Consider the following 18,566-nt stretch of genomic DNA (forward strand, 5'->3'; position numbering starts at 1 on the left):
CCTGCTAGGTAAAACTTAGCAGGTTTTTTATTGGTTGTTTTGGGTGGATTTGAATTTAAGTAGATTATCTCGCAAAGACGCTAAGTCGTAAAGAATTTGTTCGTTTGACTTTGTCAGGAAAAATAGGTAGATTCGTTTATTGCTGAATATCAGTCGTTAAAATGGCTTTTATGCTAGGAAGCTATTAACCTTCATTATAACCAACCAAAAGCCGATGATAAAATTCTTTAGAAAAATTCGACAAAAGCTACTTTCTGAAAATAAACTCAAAAGATATCTGGTGTATGCTTTTGGTGAAATTATACTTGTGGTTATTGGGATTCTGATTGCTTTACAGATTAATAATTGGAATGAACAGCGTAAAGAACACCAAAAAATTGCGAAAATTTATGAACGCCTAATTTTAGATATTGAAAATGATATTAATGACCTAGCAGTGAGAATTGAGGGTTATAAAGCTAATGAACATCTCTATAGGAAAGTTATGAATGATTCGGTAAGCACGGACTTATTGGACGAAGGGCTTTCAAGAATTGTTGCAAACATCCCTTTTTCTTCAAAATTGAGAAATACAGGTATAGCGCAATTGAAACAAGCTAATTTGTCGGATCCATTTATTCAGACCATGATTTCGAGGTATGGCGACTTGGATGAGAGAAAAACAAATTATGAAACGAGAATAGAGGCCTTAAGCCAGGAGCTTATTAAACATATTAGGGACGAATATCCATGGTATACGGAATGGATATCCAAAAAAATTATGAAGGACAATTCAAGCCCGGAATTGCAGGCCTTTTTCGTCAATAGTATGGAGTACCGAAATTTTGTAACGCATTCGTATAACCTGATTTATAATAATTACATTCGGATAATCGAAGATACTATTGATTTTCTCCATAAAACTCGCGTAGAATTAAAAAGGGAATTGAATCCGCAGTTTGTTATTCTTGATGAGAAGAAACTATTGGATTTTGCTGGTAGCTACGAGATGGTTGAAATAGATTGTCCGATTGTTCCAGATTTAGAGGTTGGTATGAAATTGCCTGTTGAAATTAACAGTAACACCTTGAAGTTTAAAGATGAAAGATTTGATATTTCCATGTATTTGTATCACGAGCTCGGTGACACGTTTTATGAACCAAGATTTATAAACGCCTTCTTTTATTTTGAGCGTGATAATAATGATTCTATAGTAGGGCTAAAAATTCAGACGAAATCTTCAGAGGAACGGTGTAATATTGAGTTGCAAAAAATAAATTGATTCGAAAGTGGGTTATTACCTCTTTTAATATCCCATTTAAAATATATCTACTCTACTTGAATCAGCTTCAAACGGCTCTTATCCATAATTTGTGGTATAAAATCATTGAATGCTCCCTTTCTTTGAGCATTATTTAAAACCCATTTAAAAAAACTTCCACTTTTTTTGATGACATTTTTGTAGAAAAGCGATGAAGGAGTAAATGTTAAAAATTAATCAAATTTATTAGGAAACAATTACTCTACTTTTTATGCTTTTCCTTTGTATTAATCTTTATGTCTTGCTCAACCAATGGTGACGACCCAAATAACAATGCACCTTCAATTTTTTCAGCAAACACTACGGAAATACGTTTTGATGGAGCAATCATTGAATGGACGGAATCTATCGACCCCGATGACGACACCGTAACTTATGCCATTGTTCTAGATGGACAAGAAATGGCCTCTGGGGTTACTGCCTTAAGCTACGGCTTTTCTGGACTAGAATCTGAAACCACTTATGAAGGCTATGTGGAATCCAGAGATGGAAGAGGAGGTACGTCCCGAGCTCAATTCTTTTTTGCTACAGGGCCGGAAGTGATTATTATGGAGGTTGATATCGCATGCAGATGGTGGGAAGGTAGCGGTGGCTATGGTATTGTAAATTACTTTGAGGTGCCTGCCGTAGATGATGCTAAAAGTTACCACCTAGAAATTCTTACTTATGCTCCGGACCCCATACCGTCCAATGTTGGGAGAACCTACTCATGGACTCCAGATAGTGTTCTACCAACAGGAAATAGTGTAGGTTCTGGTGCAAGTCATCTTACTGAATATACCCCTGGAGTTTACCACGCCAATACCAGTACTGGGAGTGGCTCCTTAATTTATCTAGATAGCGCAATAGCCAATTGCGAAGCCGTTAATGCCAAAGCGCGTGTAACCATTACCATTGGTAAGAATTAAAATGAAATACAAACAACTCGATGGAAAGCTCACCCGAGTTAGGGATTGAACACTTCGACTGCGCTCAGTGCAGGCTAAATGTTTGAAATCCCCGACGTAGGAGGGATTGAGTAGTGAAAGCCTTACCCCTTGTGGGTAACGCCTAAATCAAAATAAAATACAAATCATACTCTAAGGGTATTCCCTGATTTTTTACAAATCAAGGAATGCCCTGAGTTTTTTTAGGGAAAGGGATAATACCTTGTAGCTATAAGTAATCACTAAAATTTTTTAATTATGAAGCTATTAACACACCTTCGGAAACCCCTATTATCAGTGGCAATGTTGTGTATTGCCTGTATGACATTACAATCGCAAACGGTTTACGTTGTGGACAACAATCAAGGCTCTGGGGCGCAATATACCAGCGTCCAAGCCGCAGTGAATGACGCCAGTGCTGGCGATATTATTTACTTACAGCCCTCCCCAAACTCGTATGGTGACATTCAGATGAACAAGCCGTTGAGTATTTATGGTATTGCCCACAATGCTGAATTGAATTCGGGTGAGCGGGCAACTGTAAACAACATTTTGTTTCGTTATGAAAATGCCTCTGGTTCAAAAATTTCTGGTTTGAGAATCAATGGTATTTATTTGGATAATACGACGTACAGCAACCATGATGTCGTCATCACAAATAATAGAATTGTTTTCATTCAAGGCAATAGTAGTACTGGGAGGGCAAATAACGCCATTATTTCTGGAAATTTCTTTTATCACACTTCAACCCGAGCTATTGATAACTACAATTGCCAGAACTGGATCATATCCAACAATACATTTAACATGTGGAGTACCTGGTATGATTACGACCTGTTTTACCGGTTGAATAGTACAACCCTGTTGAACAATAACATCATCATGACCCTACAGAACGGCGACACAAACCAATCCGTTGCTGTGTTTAGGAGTTGCAACGGTACGCAGATAAGCAATAATATTTTCATATTTACTGGCACCGATGTGGTAAACATGAACCGTGGGTCAAATTCATCCTTAAACTTTCAGAATAATTTGACTTATAGTATTAATACGGCTTTTGATCCGCTTGCCGGAACGAATAATATTGACGATACCGATCCGCAATTTGTCTCTTATAACCCTAATGTTCCTTTAAATAGTACTGGGAACGATTATCACATTCAAGCTGGTTCGCTTGCCGAAAATGCCGGAACGGATGGCAATGATTTAGGAGTATTCAATGGTGGTTTCCCGTTTAATATTCGAGGATACCCCACTGAGTTGCCCCACCTGACGGATTTTGTTATTTACAACAATATCATTAGTGCTGGAACGGATTTGAATATCAACATTAAGGCCAATGCCAATATTACCAACTAATTCAAAAATTGAGAACAATGAAAACGTTCATTTTATTTTGGCTGTTGCTTCTTGGGTTTTGGGGACGTTCACAAATCACGTCGGCCGAGTATTTTATTGATACCGACCCTGGTGTTGGCAATGCGACAGCATTAGCGGTTTCGGGCAACACTATCGATCAGAATTTGAATGTCCCAACCACGGGGCTTTCGGAAGGGGTGCATAAGCTTTACATCAGGGTTTTAAATACCGATGGGGCGTGGAGTCTGTACGACAGAAATGTGTTTTACATCAACCCAGGTAATACAAATTCGTCGAATATCGCTTCCGCGGAATATTTTATGGATATGGATCCGGGAGTCGGGGGCGGTACTTCCTTGGCTATTTCAGGATCCACCGTGGATCAAAATTTTAATATTCCGACCACGGGGCTTTCCAGCGGGGTTCACAAATTGTATTTGAGGTTGATAAATACGGATGGCACGTGGAGTCTTTACGATAGGAATGTGTTTTACGTCAGCCCAGATAACACCAATTCATCAAATATTTCATCTGCAGAGTATTTTATCGATACTGATCCCGGAGTTGGGAGCGGTACAGCGTTAACCGTTTCAGGGAATACTGTAGATACAGATTTAACCGTGCCCACAACTGGACTTCCTAACGGCGTTCATAAATTATACGTAAGGCTGGTCAATGGCGATGGCACGTGGAGTTTGTATGACAGAAATGTGTTTTACGTCAATCCCAACAACTCAAATTCAGCGAATATCGCTTCGGCTGAATATTTTATAGATACCGATCCCGGAGTGGGGAATGCAACCTCTTTGGCGGTTTCAGGAAATGTTATTGATCAAGATTTTAACGTGCCCACAACAGGGCTTTCGGAAGGGGTGCATAAACTCTATTTGAGATTGATAAATGATGATGGCACTTGGAGTTTGTATGATAGAAATGTGTTTTATGTGAGTCCAGATTTGGTAAATTCGGCATTAATAACAGGAGCGGAGTACTTTTTTGATATCGATCCGGGCGTGGGCAATGCTACCCAGATTGATATCAGTGATGCCGAACTCATTGACTTAGATTTGGTGGCTCAAGTGCCAGCGGATTTGCCCGATGGTGACCACATTCTATACATCAGGGTGCAAAATACCGATGGCACTTGGAGCTTGTATGCACGCTCTGGGCAATTGTCCACCTTATCGAATGACGATTTTGTATTGAACAGTTTTATGTTTTATCCTAACCCCGTGAAGGATATCATGGTTTTGGATACCCAAAATCAGAAGATTACTGATTTCAAAATTATGAATATGCGGGGGCAGGTAGTTTTGGATGCGGTTCCTTCGGGTAAAGAATTAAACTTGAGTAGTTTGGAATCGGGAACTTACTTGTTTCATTTAAAAACTGAAGAGGGAAGTGTTTCGAAGAAATTTGTGAAGGAATAAAATAGCGATATTAGCGTATAATGTATTAAATTTAAATCAAATAGTACTTGGAAATTGAAATATTCATTCATTTTAGTCGCTAGTTTTTTCCTTTTATCGGTTTGCGGTTTTTCTCAGGCTAATAAAGTTATTGATAGCCTAAAACTTCAACTTTCGGAAAAGCAAAGTGATACTACCGAGGTTCAGGTTTTAAATGATTTGGCCTATTATTACGCATTTCAAAATTTGGACAGTAGCATTGTTTATGGCAAGCAGGGGCTTGTTAAAGCTTCAAGAATTGGAAGTTATAAAGGAAAGGCTAGGGCTAATTTATATTTAGGGAATGCATTTATACATTCGAATCAATACGATTCTGCCCATTACTACTTGAATGATGCGTTAAAAATTGCAAAAGCTAATGAAGTCAACCAATCTGCAATATACAGTTCGTTCGGTATGCTTCATAAGGCTGAGGGTAACTATGAAAAGGCTATTGAAACTTATTTTGCGGGCATCAAATATGATGAAAACTCCAATAATGAGTATGGGAAGTTTGTAAAACTCATCAATTTGGCCAATACCTATAGTAAACTTGAAAACATTACCAAAAGTGTTGAGTATGAATCAAAGGCCTTGGATTTAGCGAAAAATAGTGACAACGACAATATAAATTTTGCAGTTGGAACTTTGCTAAACAACATTGGGGGGAGTTATGCCAAATTGGAAAATTTTGATAAGTCCTTAGAATATTTTAGCCAGTCCTTAGCCGTTAATTTAGAGAATCAAAACAGGAAAGAAATTGCGAGAAACCACAATAATCTTGGGTTTATTTATGAGAAAAAAGAAAACTTTCCCAGAGCAATTGAACATCTAAAAAAGGCCTTGGAAATCAGGGAGGAATTTGGAGATGAAGACGAGCTTATAGAAACACAAATGATGTTGGGTACCGTTTATGGAAGTACGAAGAATTATCAACTCTCGGAGTATCATTTTAAAAAGGCCTTAGAATTAGCCAATAAGATAGATGATAAATCGCTGATTTCTGAGGTGTATTTGGCCATGAGCGACAGTTATGCAAAGAGGAATAATTACCTGAATGCCTTAAATAGTTTTAAAAAACATGCTAGGTTTAAGGACAGTATTTTATTGGCAAATAGTCAGGACAACATTAACGAAATTGAAATCAAATACCAGACAGAGAAAAAGGACAAAGAGATCGTAAAACAACAGTTGGAAATACAAAAAAGGAAAGCTCAAAATAATTATATGTTGGTGGGTTTAATAATTTTGATCGTTGGTGTCTTAACTTTAATATTTATTTACAAGCAACATCAGAAACGCAAGAGTCAGGAAATATTGGCATTGAAGCGCGAAAGTCAGATTAAAACATTGGAGGCTTTGATCGAGGGCGAAGAAAACGAAAGGCTACGTATCGCGAAAGAATTGCACGATGGAGTAAATGGTGATTTGTCCGCTATAAAATATAAGCTATCTGCTTTAATGGAAACTAATACCAAGTTGATTACAGAAGCCATAAGTATGATAGACGAATCTTGTAAACAGGTGCGTGCTATTTCGCATAATTTGGTGCCACCCTCGTTAAAAAACTTTAATTTAGTGGAAGCGATTGCCGATTATTGCAACAATTTAAACAGTATAAATCCAAAGGAAGACATCATCTTTCAGCATCTTGGGGATGATATTGAACTGTCACAGAAGGCTGAGGTGAATGTATTTCGAATTATTCAGGAATTGGTGACTAATAGTTTGAAACATGCGGAGGCGAATACGATTAATGTGCAATTGAGCCATAGGGACAATTCGCTTCAGATTACTGTTGAAGATGACGGAAAAGGTTTTGATAAGGATGCAGTAGGTCAAAATGGAATTGGACTAAATAATGTGCAATCCAGAATTGATTATTTAAAAGCAGATGTAGATTTTGAATCCAACGACAGCGGTACTTCATATATCATTGAAATTGATTTAGAAAAACTAGATGATAACTAAAATTGCCATAACGGACGACCATGTAATGGTATTAAAAGGCATAGCCTCGATGCTTGAGGGCACGCCCGAATTGAAGATTGTTGGTCTATACGAAAATGCTTCTCAAACTTTGGAAAAGGTTGGTGTGGATCAGCCAGATGTGTTGCTCTTGGATATCAATTTGCCCGACATCAACGGTATCGATTTAAGTAAACAATTGCTCAAATCCTATCCCGATTTAAAGATTATTGCGTTGACCAATTTTGAAGATACTTCCTTTGTGAAGCGCATGCTTAAAAATGGGGTGCATGGGTATCTTTTAAAGAATACGGATAAACTGGAGTTGATTACCGCTATGAAGACTGTTCTGTCTGGCGAGTTGTTTTTGCAAAAGGATATTCAGCAACAGTTGTTAAACCAAACTTCAAAATCAACACTAGATAATGGGCTAAAGCCTAATTTAACCCGACGCGAGCAAGACGTTTTAGTGGCCATTTCAGAGGAACTCACCACACAAGAAATTTCAGAAAAACTCTTCATCAGCCCAAAAACCGTTGAAACCCACCGTATGAATATCATGAGCAAATTAGGAGCAAAAAATAGTGTTGGCATCATCAAAATTGCCATGGAAAAGCAGTTGCTTTAATAGAGGCTAATCCAAGTCGAAATAAAAACTAAGGGTATTCCCCCATTTTAATTAAATCGGGGAATGCCCTTAAATATTTTATGACAGTAGTATTTAAATTGCGCTAGTTATTAACCGTAATTTATTTCATATCATGAATGATTTTAAAACTGCTTTTGGCATTTTGTGTTTAATATTTTTAGTAATGAACTCTTGCTCTCTCACAGGGACAGAGGATAATTCCGAGAACCCTGAAAATTTGGAGGAAGAAGCCCCGGTAATTTCCATTGTATCCCCCAACGAAGGCCTCGTATTTTATACAGAAGGCGGTGCCGATACACCGGATAGGGTGGTGTGTAACGCTAGCGTATCCGATGCTTCAACAGTAAAAAAGGGCAGTATAACTATTTATAATACTGGAAAAGAAGTGGTGTATTATTATGAAGAGCTTGCCAGTTTGCTAACAAGCAAAAATGTTGATGGTGCGTACTCCACCTTTAAAACTTTGCAAGATGGAACTTATGAAATTGAGTTCAGGTTTGAGGATGTACATGGAAATGTGGCCATTGAAAAGCGCAACGTAACCTGTGTGTATTCGAAATTGGAAGGTGAAACTGACAATTAATCACAATATTTTTTCGGATTGAAAGGCACTCCTTTTTGGGGTGCCTTTTGCATTTATGGAGAAATTTAAACTTACCTTTATGCCCTTAAAAAATGCTAATGCAAAACATGGTTTATTTAGGTTATTATTTCAAGGTGAAGCCACTTCAACCGGCCGTTGAAATTCTAATCGCGGAGCTGGGATATGCAGGTTTTGAAAGCTTTGTGGAAACTGAGAATGGTGTAACGGCTTATATTCAAAAGGAAGAATGGAGCGAGGCTATTTTAGATGATATCCAAATTCTAAATTCGGATGAATTTGAAATTACCCATTCGTTCGAGGAAATCGAACAAACCAATTGGAACGCCGAATGGGAAAAGAATTTTAATCCTATAGTTGTTGACGATATGTGTGCCGTGAGAGCACCGTTCCATGAACCTTTCAACACCACATACGATATTGTTATTGAGCCAAAGATGAGCTTTGGCACAGGGCATCACGAAACGACTCACATGATGATTCAACATATTTTGAAAACTGATTTTGAAGGCAAATCGGTTCTCGACATGGGCTGTGGTACGGGTGTTTTAGCAATTCTTGCCGAACAAAAAGGCGCAAAACCCATTGATGCGGTGGATTATGATAATTGGTGTTATTTGAACAGTTTGGAAAATGTGGAGCGGAACAATTGTGAGCACATCACGGTTATTGAGGGAGATGCCTCTGTTTTAGGAAAAAACAAATACGATGTCATCATAGCAAATATCAATCGTAATATTTTAATGCAGGATATGGAAACGTACGTGTCTTGTTTAAATAAAAGCGGGATGTTGTTTTTAAGCGGATTTTATGTGGATGATATTCCAATGATTCAATCTGATTGTGAGCGACTTATGTTAAAATTTGAAGAAAAGTTGGAACGAAACAATTGGGTGTCGCTAAAATTTTTAAATTAGTAGTGAAATTGCTCCCAAAAAGATTTAAAAATGAGTTCAAAAGAAAAATATTCAGAAGAATTACTACTTGAAGAAGACGTATTAAAGTTAAATGAGATTGTATTGTACAATGATGATGTCAATACCTTCGACCATGTCATCGATATGCTTATTTATGCCTGCGACCACACTTCGGAACAAGCAGAACAATGCTCTCTGATCGTGCATTACAAAGGAAAATGTACTGTAAAAACTGGCGAGTACGACGATTTAAAACCGCGTTGTTCTAAACTGCTGGAAGCTGGTTTAAGTGCTGAGATTGTTTAAAAAGAAATAAAGAATAAAAGCCTCTGTGTGAAAATCGCAGAGGCTTTTTTTAGCTATTAATTCTTCCTACTGCACAACTTACAAAGGATTTAGCTTTTGTAATCAAAGCATTTTTGTCACCAATAATAGGGTAGCCAATAGCATGCAATACTGATTTTACCTTATTGAGTGTTTCCGAATGTGTATGCTCAAAAGAAACCTTATTCATTTCGGGATTAACTTCAATGCTTTTAGCATCCTCAATTTCCTGTAGCTTTTTAGAAATGGTATTGGCACATCCGCCACATTTCAAATTCTGTATTTCAAAAGTGGTTTTCATTTTGACAATGGTTTAATGCAAAATTACTGGAGGGGCTAGTCTTTTAATGTGATAATTATCAGTTTAGCTGTATTTTAAAACATTCTTTACCACACCTTCTACTTTAAAATAATCGGCAACAATAATTGGGGGATGGTTTTCGCTATTTAAGGATGTTAGGGTTATAGTGTTGTTTTGCTGAAAAAACCTTTTGATAAGCACTTTTTCGCCGTAGACGCACACGATTTTTTCTCCGTTTTCGGCGCTGTCTTTTTTTTGAGCAATTACCAGATCGCCTTCTTTTATAAATGGTTCCATGGAGTTTCCTTTGGCGGTAACGATAAAGCCTTCATGTGCAGGAAACTTTAGCAATCTTGATGCGATTGGGATTTTATCTATAGGAATGCCGTCCAAAATCGTCCCGCTTTTACCGCATTGTGCATTTCCGTAAAGATTTAAATAAATAATTGGGCGTTCGGGATTCAAAAATACTTGGTAGTCCCTAGGATTATTGGGATTGCGTTTTAGGTAGCCTTTTTGTTCCAGTTTTTGAATATGGTGGGCCACCATGCTTGACGATGAAAAGTTAAGGTTGTCTTGAATTTGCCTGATGGTAAGCGGATTATCAATTTGCTCATGGAGCAGTTTTAAGAGCGCTATTTGGTTTTCATGCAAATCGTTCATTTACAGTGCGGTTTGGAAGGCGTGCTATTTTGTTAATAATTTTTGGATACACAAATATAGAAAATATATTATTGTTCTATATTTTTGTAGAACACTAATTTTTTCCTTCTTAATGAAGCGTACCATTTTACACTTTGATCTGGATACATTTTTTGTATCCTGCGAACGGCTTTTGGACAGTAGGCTAAACAATAAGCCTGTAATTGTTGGGGGTGCCGGGGATAGGGGCGTGGTAAGTGCGGCCAGTTATGAGACTCGTGCTTATGGCGTACATTCCGGGATGCCGGCAAAAATGGCAAGGCAACTATGCCCACATGCCATATTTATAAAGGGCAATGCGGGAACCTATACCAAATACTCAAAGATGGTCACGGAAATTTTGCAGGGCGAAGTTCCGGTTTTGGAAAAGGCTAGTGTGGACGAGTTTTATGCAGACCTTTCGGGCATGGACCGTTTTTTTGGTTGCTATAAGTATGCCACGGAATTGCGGCAAAAGATTATTCGAGAAACAGGCTTACCCATATCTTTTGGGCTTTCCGAAAATAAAACGGTATCTAAGGTTGCTACCAATGAGGCCAAGCCCAATAATCAATTAAAGATTGAATTTGGGGCGGAAAAGCAGTTTTTGGCACCACTTTCCATCAAAAAGATTCCCATGGTTGGAGAGAAGACCTTTCGGGCATTTTGCAACATGGGCATTAAAACCGTTGAGACCGTACAGCAAATGCCCGTGGAGATGATGACCTCTGTATTTGGCAAAAACGGGCGTGTGATTTGGCAACGCTCCAACGGCATTGACCATACGCCCATCATCGAATATCATGAGCGAAAATCTATTTCGAGCGAGCGTACTTACGGAAGGGATACCACAGACATTTCAAAAATAAAGACCACACTTTCTGCTATGGCCGAAGATTTGGCTTTTCAATTACGGCGTGGCGGGAAATTGGCTTCTGTAGTGACGGTGAAAATCAGGTATTCCGATTTTCAGACGTATTCAAAGCAAACAAAAATTGCATACACGTCGGCAGACCATCATTTAATACCATTGGTGCTGGAACTGTTTGATAAACTTTATGACAGGCGGGTGCTGATCCGTTTAGTGGGTGTTCGGTACAGCGGTATTACTTCTGGCACGTACCAAATCAATCTTTTTGATGATGAAAAACGAACGGTAAACCTTTACAGCGCTATGGATAAGATCCGATTGCGGTATGGTTCCAGAAGTGTGATAAGGGCTTCTGCTATGGGTGAAGGGGCACGGACTGTTGGGAATTTTACCAACCCGTTTAATGGGGAGCCACCCATTGTTTTGGCGCATCGAACGCAATGATTTATTTGACCGTACACGGTTAGGGCTTTTGGGTCTGAAGGTAGAAGGTCTGCCCGATGATTGGGTGATAAAACTACGGTGGCGGATAGGTGCGTTAGGGATAGAAACGGCATCCTTTTTAAGGGTTTTTGAGCGATATATAAGTGCATGAAATTAATTAAAAGGATAGTGTTGGGCCAGCGTTTTGCAAGGAGCCTTAAAAAGATATAGTGGATAGCCCGACCACGCCCTAAAGCGTGGTAACGCCCAAATAGAAAATAATAAAGATTCAATTTAAGTATTAAGCTTGGATGAGCCATGTTTTTGAACAACCATTCCTTTTATAGTTTGCGCTACGGCACCATGTCTGAAATAGAGCTTTTGGCACTGGCAAAAGAGAGTGGTTGCAGTACATTTCCGCTTACGGATATCAATAACACCTCTGGGTGCTTAAATTATATAAGGCGTGCTCCAGAATATGGTATTGCACCCGTAGTGGGGATAGATTTTAGGAACAGTGCGCAACAATGCTATGTATGTTTGGCCATCAATAATGAAGGGTTTTTGGAGCTGAACGATTTCCTGTCCAGGCATTTGCACGATGATGAGCCGTTTCCTGATGAGGCGCCCATGTTCCAAAAAGCGATAACCATTTATCCGTTTCGAAAATTATTGGAAATAGAAAAATATACGTTTTCTGAAAGCGAATATATAGGGGTGTCGCTGGACGATATCAATATGCTTCCATTTTCAAAATTGAACCAGCATAGGGACAGATTGGTTTTGCTACATACCATAAGCTTTAGGGGTAAACGTGATTTTAATGTTCATAGGCTGTTGAGGGCTATAGACAATAATCTGCTTTTGAGCAAGCTTCCAAAAGCGCAACAGGGCAAGTTGGCACACCAAATACTGCCTGGTTCCGAAGTTGAAAAATGCTTTAAGGATTATCCCCATATTATTGAAAACACATCAAATTTATTGAAGCAGTGCAGTATTGAGTTTGACTTTTCAAACACAAAAAAAAGTCAGAACTTATCAACACTTTATGGCTCCGAAGAAGTGGATTTCAATACGTTGAAGGCCTTGTGTTATGAGGGTTTGCCCAAACGATATGATGAGGTTTCAAAAACAATTAAACAGCGTTTGGAAAAGGAGCTGGACTTGATAAAAAAGCAGAATTACGTGAGTTTCTTTTTGATTAATTGGAGGATTATTCAATATGCAAAATCAAAGGGGTATTATTACGTAGGGAGGGGCAGTGGAGCTAACAGTATTGTTGCCTATTTGTTGCAGATTACTGATGTAGATCCTATAGAACTGGACTTGTATTTTGAGCGATTCATGAATTTATACCGTACCACGCCACCTGATTTTGATATTGATTTTTCAACATGGGATAGGGAGGATGTTACGCGTTTTATTTTTGAGGAGTTTAAAGGGGACGGGCAGGTAGCACTGTTGGGGGCTTATGTAACGTTTCAATATAAAGGAGCGGTGCGCGAGCTGGGCAAGGTGTTTGGGTTGCCCAAATATGAGATCGATAAACTATGTTCTGGAAAGTTTGATTATCGGCAATTGGATGATTTGTCCAAATTGGTATTGCGCTATGCCAAATATTTGGAGGGTCGCCCTAATTATGTCAGTATCCATGCGGCAGGTGTTTTGATTTCAGAACGGCCTATCCATTATTTTTCGGCAACGAATATGCCGCCCAAAGGGTTTCCAACGGTTCAGTTTGATATGCATATTGCGGAGGATGTCGGTTTGTACAAGTTTGATATTTTAGGGCAACGTGGCCTGGGAAAGATTAAGGATGCCATTGCTGTTATTGAGGAAAACAGGCCAGGGGTTGAGTTGCCCAATATTCATAATGCGAAGCCTTTTTTTGAAGACGATAGCATAAATGATATGATAGAGCAGGGTGAATGTATCGGTTGCTTTTATGTGGAGTCTCCAGCAATGCGCATGCTGATTAAAAAATTGGGGGTACGGGATTATTTAACGCTGGTTGCGGCAAGTTCTATTATTCGTCCGGGTGTAGCCAAAAGTGGCATGATGCGAGAATATATCCTGCGCCACAAAAACCCAGAACGCAGAAAAAGAGCCCATCCCGTATTGTGGGATATTATGCCAGATACTTATGGCGTAATGGTATATCAGGAAGATGTGATTAAGGTGGCGCATCATTATGCGGGATTGGATTTGGGCGAGGCTGATGTGCTACGGCGTGGTATGAGCGGAAAATACCGCTCCAGGGAGGAGTTCTTGGCGGTAAAGGAAATGTTTATTTCCAATTGCAGGGAAAAAGGAGAACGAGATGAGGTGATATTTGAGGTATGGCGACAAATTGAAAGCTTTGCTGGGTACGCATTTGCAAAAGGACATTCGGCATCCTATGCTGTAGAATCCTACCAAAGTTTGTTTCTAAAACATTACTACCCTTTGGAATATATGGTAGCCACGGTTAACAATGGAGGTGGGTTTTACAGGACTGAATTGTATTTTCACGAAGCCAAAAAATGGGGAGGGGTTGTGCATCCGCCCTGCATCAATCGAAGCCGTATTGAAACCGTTATTGAGGGTGTAGATATTTATCTTGGGTTTCAGCATTTACAAGGGTTTGAAAGGCGTAATATGGTCAATATATTACAAGCTAGGGTACATGGCAATTTTATGTCGCTGGACGATTTTATGGAGCGTGTCCCCGTGTCCATAGAGCAATTGGATATACTGATTAGGGTTAATGCATTTAGAAGTTCGGGGATAGACAAACGAACGCTATTATGGGAAGCCTATTATAAATGCCATCATTTGGCCATTGATGAGATGCAACCACAATTATTTAGATTGGGGGCGAGAGCTTTTGAATTGCCAAAATTTACCATTACCCAATTAGAGGATGCTTTTGATCAGCTGGAGTTGCTCAATTTTACACTTTATGATGTGTTTTCGCTATTGGAAAAATCGCCTACTAATAGGCTTTTAACAAAGGATTTAGCAGTTTACAAAGGTAGGGTGGTAACTATTTATGGCTATTTGATTACCGCAAAAAACACAAGTACGCACAAAGGAGACCGTATGCATTTCGGAACGTTTTTGGACCAAGAGGGGGAGTGGCTGGATACGGTACATTTTCCCCCCGTGGCTAAACGATATCCGTTTAGGGGCAAGGGGGTGTATCGTATTACAGGAAAGGTAGTAGAGGAGTTTGATTTTTTGAGTGTTGAGGTTATCCAACAAGAACGGATGGCATATATAGCCGATCCACGCTTTAGCAGTGCTAACGTAAAAAATACGGAGCAACAAAAAATATCTGTACCAAGCGGACAGGCTTATAAGCGTTTAACAACATAATATAAAAGCGAAGATTGAATTATAGCGCAACTACAGTTCCGAAGGGCAAACAAAATCAGTAGTTGGTAAGTCCGTCTTTTTCATGGCTCCAAAACCTCCGGCAATATCAATGATATTGCTAAACCCACGTGCTTTCAAAATTGAAGATGCGATTACCGAACGATAGCCACCTGCGCAGTGCACATAATAGGTGTTTTTAGGATTTACTTTGTTCATATTGTCGTTGATATAATCCAGGGCAAAATGTTGCACGTTGTCACCTTCCAAATGTTCGGAAGTATATTCACCATCTTTTCTAACGTCCAGTACGTTTATGTTTTTACTTCTAAAATCTTCTGAAAATTGTTCCGCAGATATGGATGCTATCGCCTCGATATCCTTTCCTGCCTTTTTCCATGCTTCGATGCCTCCGTCTAAATAGCCCAATGTATTATCATAGCCAACGCGAGATAATCGAGTTACCGTTTCGGCTTCCCGACCTTCGGGAGTTATCAACAAGATAGGCTGTTTTAAATCGGTAATCAATGCGCCAACCCATGGGGCAAATCCACCATTCAATCCAATGAAAATGGAGTTAGGGATATGTGCTTTTACAAATTCCTGCTCGGTTCTTACATCAAGAACCAGCGCATCTTCATTATTTGCAACTGCTTCAAAATCATTTGGGTTAAGTGGTGTGTCACCTTTTTTAAGGACCGTCTCAAAGGTGTCGTAGCCCATTTTGTTCATCATCGCATTTTTAGCAAAATATTGAGGTGGAGGCGCTATGCCATCTAGGACTTCTTTCACAAATTCTTCCTTGCTCATATCAGCTCGTAATGCATAGTTAGTTTGTTTTTGATCGCCTAAAATACCAACGGTTTCTTTACTTAAGTTTTTTCCGCAAGCGGAACCTGCGCCATGTGCCGGATATACAATGACATCATCGGGTAAGGTCATTATTTTGTTGCGTAAAGAATCATACAGCATGCAAGCTAAATCCTCTTTGGTTAAATCAGACTTAATAGCTAAATCAGGTCGGCCAACATCTCCCAAAAACAAGGTGTCGCCAGAAAAAATGGCATGCTCTTTTCCGTTTTCATCCAATAATAAATAGGTTGACGACTCTAATGTATGTCCCGGTGTGTGCAATACTTTTATGGTAACATTTCCAAGTTTAAATTCCTCATTATCCTCAGCCGTATGAATGTCGTAAGTAGTTTCGGCTCCAGGGCCATACACAATTGTAGCGCCCGTTTTTTTTGCTAAATCTACATGACCGGAAACGAAATCTGCGTGGAAATGGGTTTCAAAAATATATTTGATTTTGGCATTTTCTTTTTCTGCTTTGTCCACATATTGTTGGGTTTCCCTTAAAGGGTCAACTATGGCAACTTCGCCATCAGATTCAATATAATAGGCACCTTGGGCCAAACATCCGGTATATATCTGTTCTATTTTCATCTATTCTATTTTCTTTTTCAAAATTAATAAACCTAGCGCGTACGCTTTGTAACTTATATTACTTTTAAAGTAATTTTAACTCTTTGTAAATGATGTAAGTAGCCATTATCAAAATAAAATAGCCAAAGCTTTTTTTGAGCTTTTTTCCGCTGATAAATTTTGAAAGGAAGACTCCTATAATAATGCCCAACACCGCAATTGCAGTAAAAGTCAAAAGGAATACCCATTCAATTTCTAACGTTTGGACGTCACCTAAAAAGCCAATTAAGGAATTTACGGTTATGATAATAAGGGAAGTCCCTACTGCTTTTTTCATCGGAATGTTTGCCCAAAGCACAAGAGCAGGAACGTAAAGAAAACCTCCCCCGGCACCGATAATTCCCGTGATTGTCCCGATAATTAATCCTTGAACAAACGTTTTATAATAAGGTTGGCCGAAATTATTGGCACCAGTTTTGGTGTTGTTTTTAATCATCGAGTAGGAGGCGATAATCATAATGATAGCAAAGAAAATCATGATGCCCATGTCCTTAGTGAAATTAAAATCGCCTGCGCTGAACAGCCTTTCTGGAATACTGGGGAGTAAATAACGCCTTGACAAATACACTGCTATAAACGACGGAAACGAAAACACCAAGCCGGTCTTAAAATCCACTAACCCCTCCTTATATTTTTGAAAAGTGCCTACCAAGGAAGACGTGCCAACAACAAATAAGGAATAGGCGGTGGCAACAATGGGATTATACCCTAGAATATAAACCAGAACAGGCACCGTTAGAATAGAACCACCTCCACCAATTAAGCCCAAAACCAGACCAACGATTAGCGCACCGATGTATCCAAAGATTTGGGAAGTATCCATTTAGTGTGGTAATTTGTTTTTTATAATTCCGTAGATAAATGTACCGAATACAGCTGAAGCGATAACTATAGCCATGCTCCAGATACCCGTACCGAGGAGTACGAACATGGGACCGGGACATGCCCCAATAAGAGCCCATCCCAAACCGAAAATAGCACCGCCAACTATCAATCTTACAAATCCACCTTCTTTTTTGGGTACAAAAATATCGGCTTTAGCTATACTTTTGATTCTACCACCTTTTGAGAGTTGTAAAAACAGAATACCAGATGCAACGGCGGTACCTATGATCCCATACATATGAAACGACTGAAATCGGAACATTTCGTAAATACGGTACCACGATACCGCCTCGGATTTTACCAATACAATTCCGAAAAATATGCCGACCAATAAGAATTTCAAGAACTTCATAATTAAAATATTAGGGGTAAGAGAAGGTTAGCCATAATAAGTCCACCAATGAAAAAGCCGATAACAGCTATCAATGATGGTTTTTGCAAACTACTTAACCCTGTAATAGCATGCCCTGAGGTACAACCTCCAGCATAGCGTGTTCCGAAACCAACCAGTAAACCACCCACTACTAAAAGCATTAAGGCTTTTGGGGATGATAGCACATCCAAACTGAACATTTCGTTGGGCACTAAGGTTTTGCCCGGGTTTGCAAAGCCCATATTTTGAAGTTCAGCGGTCGTTATCGGGTTTAAATCCGTGCCAGAATCATTGGAGAGAAATTGAATGGCCGTAAAACCTCCGATGATTGCGCCAATAACAACAGTTAAATTCCATAACTGATCTTTCCAATTCGTTTTAAAATAGTCAGAAAATTGTTCGGCACCGACGATGGTACACATTGTCTTTAAATTTGTAGACATGCCAAAAGTCTTTCCAAAGTATAGCAGTAAAGCTAAGACAATAGCAATTAATGGCCCAGAAACATACCATGGCCATGGGTCAAGAATTATGTTCATACCTGTTTATTTATGAGCAAATTTAAGATGCTCTGTGAATTTCCTTTGTAATAAATGTTACTTAGGATGCTATATCCATTGTATCTTATATTATTAACCCGTTGTGCATTTTAAATAATGCTAGTTTTAATATTGTTGATATTTCTATCAAAGACAAAC

General features: G+C 39.0%; 17 protein-coding genes. 11 read left to right on the forward strand and 6 right to left on the reverse strand.

The features are described 5' to 3' along the window. Positions 1-214: 214 nt before the first annotated feature. From ACFSR8_RS10705 to ACFSR8_RS10745, 9 genes are all read left to right on the forward strand, one after another. Positions 215-1,261: a DUF6090 family protein gene (locus tag ACFSR8_RS10705; protein ID WP_380291856.1), complete on the forward strand. Its 1,047-nt coding sequence runs from the start codon at positions 215-217 to the stop codon at positions 1,259-1,261. Positions 1,262-1,536: 275 nt separating this feature from the next. After that, positions 1,537-2,208 carry a hypothetical protein gene (locus tag ACFSR8_RS10710; protein ID WP_380291858.1) on the forward strand — a complete coding sequence of 224 codons (672 nt, stop codon included), beginning with the start codon at positions 1,537-1,539 and terminating at the stop codon, positions 2,206-2,208. 276 nt (positions 2,209-2,484) lie between these two features. Continuing rightward, a complete protein-coding gene (locus ACFSR8_RS10715) occupies positions 2,485-3,588 on the forward strand; it encodes a hypothetical protein (protein WP_380291860.1) in 1,104 nt (367 codons plus the stop codon). 17 nt (positions 3,589-3,605) lie between these two features. Continuing rightward, a complete protein-coding gene (locus ACFSR8_RS10720) occupies positions 3,606-5,018 on the forward strand; it encodes a T9SS type A sorting domain-containing protein (protein ID WP_380291862.1) in 1,413 nt (470 codons plus the stop codon). 54 nt (positions 5,019-5,072) lie between these two features. Further along, positions 5,073-7,007, forward strand: a complete 1,935-nt coding sequence (locus ACFSR8_RS10725) for a tetratricopeptide repeat-containing sensor histidine kinase (protein ID WP_380291864.1) — start codon at positions 5,073-5,075, stop codon at positions 7,005-7,007. Then, positions 6,997-7,632 (forward strand): response regulator, encoded by a 636-nt coding sequence (locus ACFSR8_RS10730; protein WP_380291866.1) that lies wholly within the window; start codon positions 6,997-6,999, stop codon positions 7,630-7,632. Before ACFSR8_RS10725 ends, ACFSR8_RS10730 begins: the two co-directional genes overlap by 11 nt. A 184-nt stretch (positions 7,633-7,816) precedes the next feature. Beyond that, positions 7,817-8,236, forward strand: coding sequence for a hypothetical protein (locus ACFSR8_RS10735; RefSeq protein WP_380291868.1), 420 nt, complete (start codon positions 7,817-7,819; stop codon positions 8,234-8,236). 98 nt (positions 8,237-8,334) lie between these two features. Beyond that, positions 8,335-9,171, forward strand: coding sequence for a 50S ribosomal protein L11 methyltransferase (prmA, locus tag ACFSR8_RS10740; RefSeq protein WP_380291870.1), 837 nt, complete (start codon positions 8,335-8,337; stop codon positions 9,169-9,171). 30 nt (positions 9,172-9,201) lie between these two features. Continuing rightward, positions 9,202-9,477, forward strand: coding sequence for an ATP-dependent Clp protease adaptor ClpS (locus tag ACFSR8_RS10745; RefSeq protein WP_380291872.1), 276 nt, complete (start codon positions 9,202-9,204; stop codon positions 9,475-9,477). A 49-nt stretch (positions 9,478-9,526) separates the two neighbouring features. Here ACFSR8_RS10745 and ACFSR8_RS10750 read toward each other — a convergent pair whose 3' ends face one another. Together ACFSR8_RS10750 and ACFSR8_RS10755 are read right to left on the reverse strand one after the other, a co-directional pair. Continuing rightward, on the reverse strand, positions 9,527-9,796 hold the full coding sequence (locus ACFSR8_RS10750; RefSeq protein ID WP_380291874.1) for a heavy-metal-associated domain-containing protein: 270 nt from the start codon (positions 9,794-9,796) through the stop codon (positions 9,527-9,529). Between the two features lie 63 nt (positions 9,797-9,859). Then, positions 9,860-10,459: a LexA family protein gene (locus ACFSR8_RS10755; protein ID WP_380291876.1), complete on the reverse strand. Its 600-nt coding sequence runs from the start codon at positions 10,457-10,459 to the stop codon at positions 9,860-9,862. Positions 10,460-10,571: 112 nt separating this feature from the next. On the opposite strand from ACFSR8_RS10755, the gene dinB reads away from it, so the two are divergent. Continuing rightward, on the forward strand, positions 10,572-11,792 hold the full coding sequence (dinB, locus tag ACFSR8_RS10760) for a DNA polymerase IV (protein ID WP_380291878.1): 1,221 nt from the start codon (positions 10,572-10,574) through the stop codon (positions 11,790-11,792). A 297-nt stretch (positions 11,793-12,089) separates the two neighbouring features. Next, positions 12,090-15,128, forward strand: coding sequence for a DNA polymerase III subunit alpha (locus ACFSR8_RS10765; protein ID WP_380291880.1), 3,039 nt, complete (start codon positions 12,090-12,092; stop codon positions 15,126-15,128). Positions 15,129-15,158: 30 nt separating this feature from the next. On the opposite strand, the gene ACFSR8_RS10770 is transcribed toward ACFSR8_RS10765, so the two are convergent. The 4 genes from ACFSR8_RS10770 to ACFSR8_RS10785 all read right to left on the reverse strand — a co-directional run bounded on the left by ACFSR8_RS10770 (position 15,159) and on the right by ACFSR8_RS10785 (position 18,407). Next, on the reverse strand, positions 15,159-16,571 hold the full coding sequence (locus ACFSR8_RS10770) for an MBL fold metallo-hydrolase (RefSeq protein WP_380291882.1): 1,413 nt from the start codon (positions 16,569-16,571) through the stop codon (positions 15,159-15,161). A gap of 64 nt (positions 16,572-16,635) precedes the next feature. Next, entirely contained in the window at positions 16,636-17,433 is a 798-nt protein-coding gene (locus ACFSR8_RS10775; protein ID WP_380291884.1) for a sulfite exporter TauE/SafE family protein, read from the reverse strand. Then, entirely contained in the window at positions 17,434-17,847 is a 414-nt protein-coding gene (locus ACFSR8_RS10780) for a DUF6691 family protein (protein ID WP_380291886.1), read from the reverse strand. A gap of 2 nt (positions 17,848-17,849) precedes the next feature. Next, positions 17,850-18,407 (reverse strand): YeeE/YedE family protein, encoded by a 558-nt coding sequence (locus tag ACFSR8_RS10785; protein ID WP_380291887.1) that lies wholly within the window; start codon positions 18,405-18,407, stop codon positions 17,850-17,852. Between the last annotated feature and the right edge of the window lie 159 nt (positions 18,408-18,566).

It is taken from the genome of Hyunsoonleella rubra, from assembly GCF_042684665.1.
Taxonomy (GTDB): Bacteria; Bacteroidota; Bacteroidia; order Flavobacteriales; family Flavobacteriaceae; genus Jejuia; species Jejuia rubra.

Coding starts and splice junctions, on each gene's coding strand:
- ACFSR8_RS10765 (WP_380291880.1), top strand. CDS start 12,090: ATGTTTTTGAACAACCATTCCTTTTATAGTTTGCGCTACGGCACCATG.
- ACFSR8_RS10745 (WP_380291872.1), top strand. CDS start 9,202: ATGAGTTCAAAAGAAAAATATTCAGAAGAATTACTACTTGAAGAAGAC.
- ACFSR8_RS10755 (WP_380291876.1), bottom strand. CDS start 10,459: ATGAACGATTTGCATGAAAACCAAATAGCGCTCTTAAAACTGCTCCAT.
- ACFSR8_RS10710 (WP_380291858.1), top strand. CDS start 1,537: ATGTCTTGCTCAACCAATGGTGACGACCCAAATAACAATGCACCTTCA.
- prmA (WP_380291870.1), top strand. CDS start 8,335: ATGCAAAACATGGTTTATTTAGGTTATTATTTCAAGGTGAAGCCACTT.
- ACFSR8_RS10750 (WP_380291874.1), bottom strand. CDS start 9,796: ATGAAAACCACTTTTGAAATACAGAATTTGAAATGTGGCGGATGTGCC.
- ACFSR8_RS10715 (WP_380291860.1), top strand. CDS start 2,485: ATGAAGCTATTAACACACCTTCGGAAACCCCTATTATCAGTGGCAATG.
- dinB (WP_380291878.1), top strand. CDS start 10,572: ATGAAGCGTACCATTTTACACTTTGATCTGGATACATTTTTTGTATCC.
- ACFSR8_RS10780 (WP_380291886.1), bottom strand. CDS start 17,847: ATGAAGTTCTTGAAATTCTTATTGGTCGGCATATTTTTCGGAATTGTA.
- ACFSR8_RS10720 (WP_380291862.1), top strand. CDS start 3,606: ATGAAAACGTTCATTTTATTTTGGCTGTTGCTTCTTGGGTTTTGGGGA.
- ACFSR8_RS10775 (WP_380291884.1), bottom strand. CDS start 17,433: ATGGATACTTCCCAAATCTTTGGATACATCGGTGCGCTAATCGTTGGT.
- ACFSR8_RS10735 (WP_380291868.1), top strand. CDS start 7,817: ATGAACTCTTGCTCTCTCACAGGGACAGAGGATAATTCCGAGAACCCT.
- ACFSR8_RS10785 (WP_380291887.1), bottom strand. CDS start 18,407: ATGAACATAATTCTTGACCCATGGCCATGGTATGTTTCTGGGCCATTA.
- ACFSR8_RS10770 (WP_380291882.1), bottom strand. CDS start 16,571: ATGAAAATAGAACAGATATATACCGGATGTTTGGCCCAAGGTGCCTAT.
- ACFSR8_RS10730 (WP_380291866.1), top strand. CDS start 6,997: ATGATAACTAAAATTGCCATAACGGACGACCATGTAATGGTATTAAAA.
- ACFSR8_RS10705 (WP_380291856.1), top strand. CDS start 215: ATGATAAAATTCTTTAGAAAAATTCGACAAAAGCTACTTTCTGAAAAT.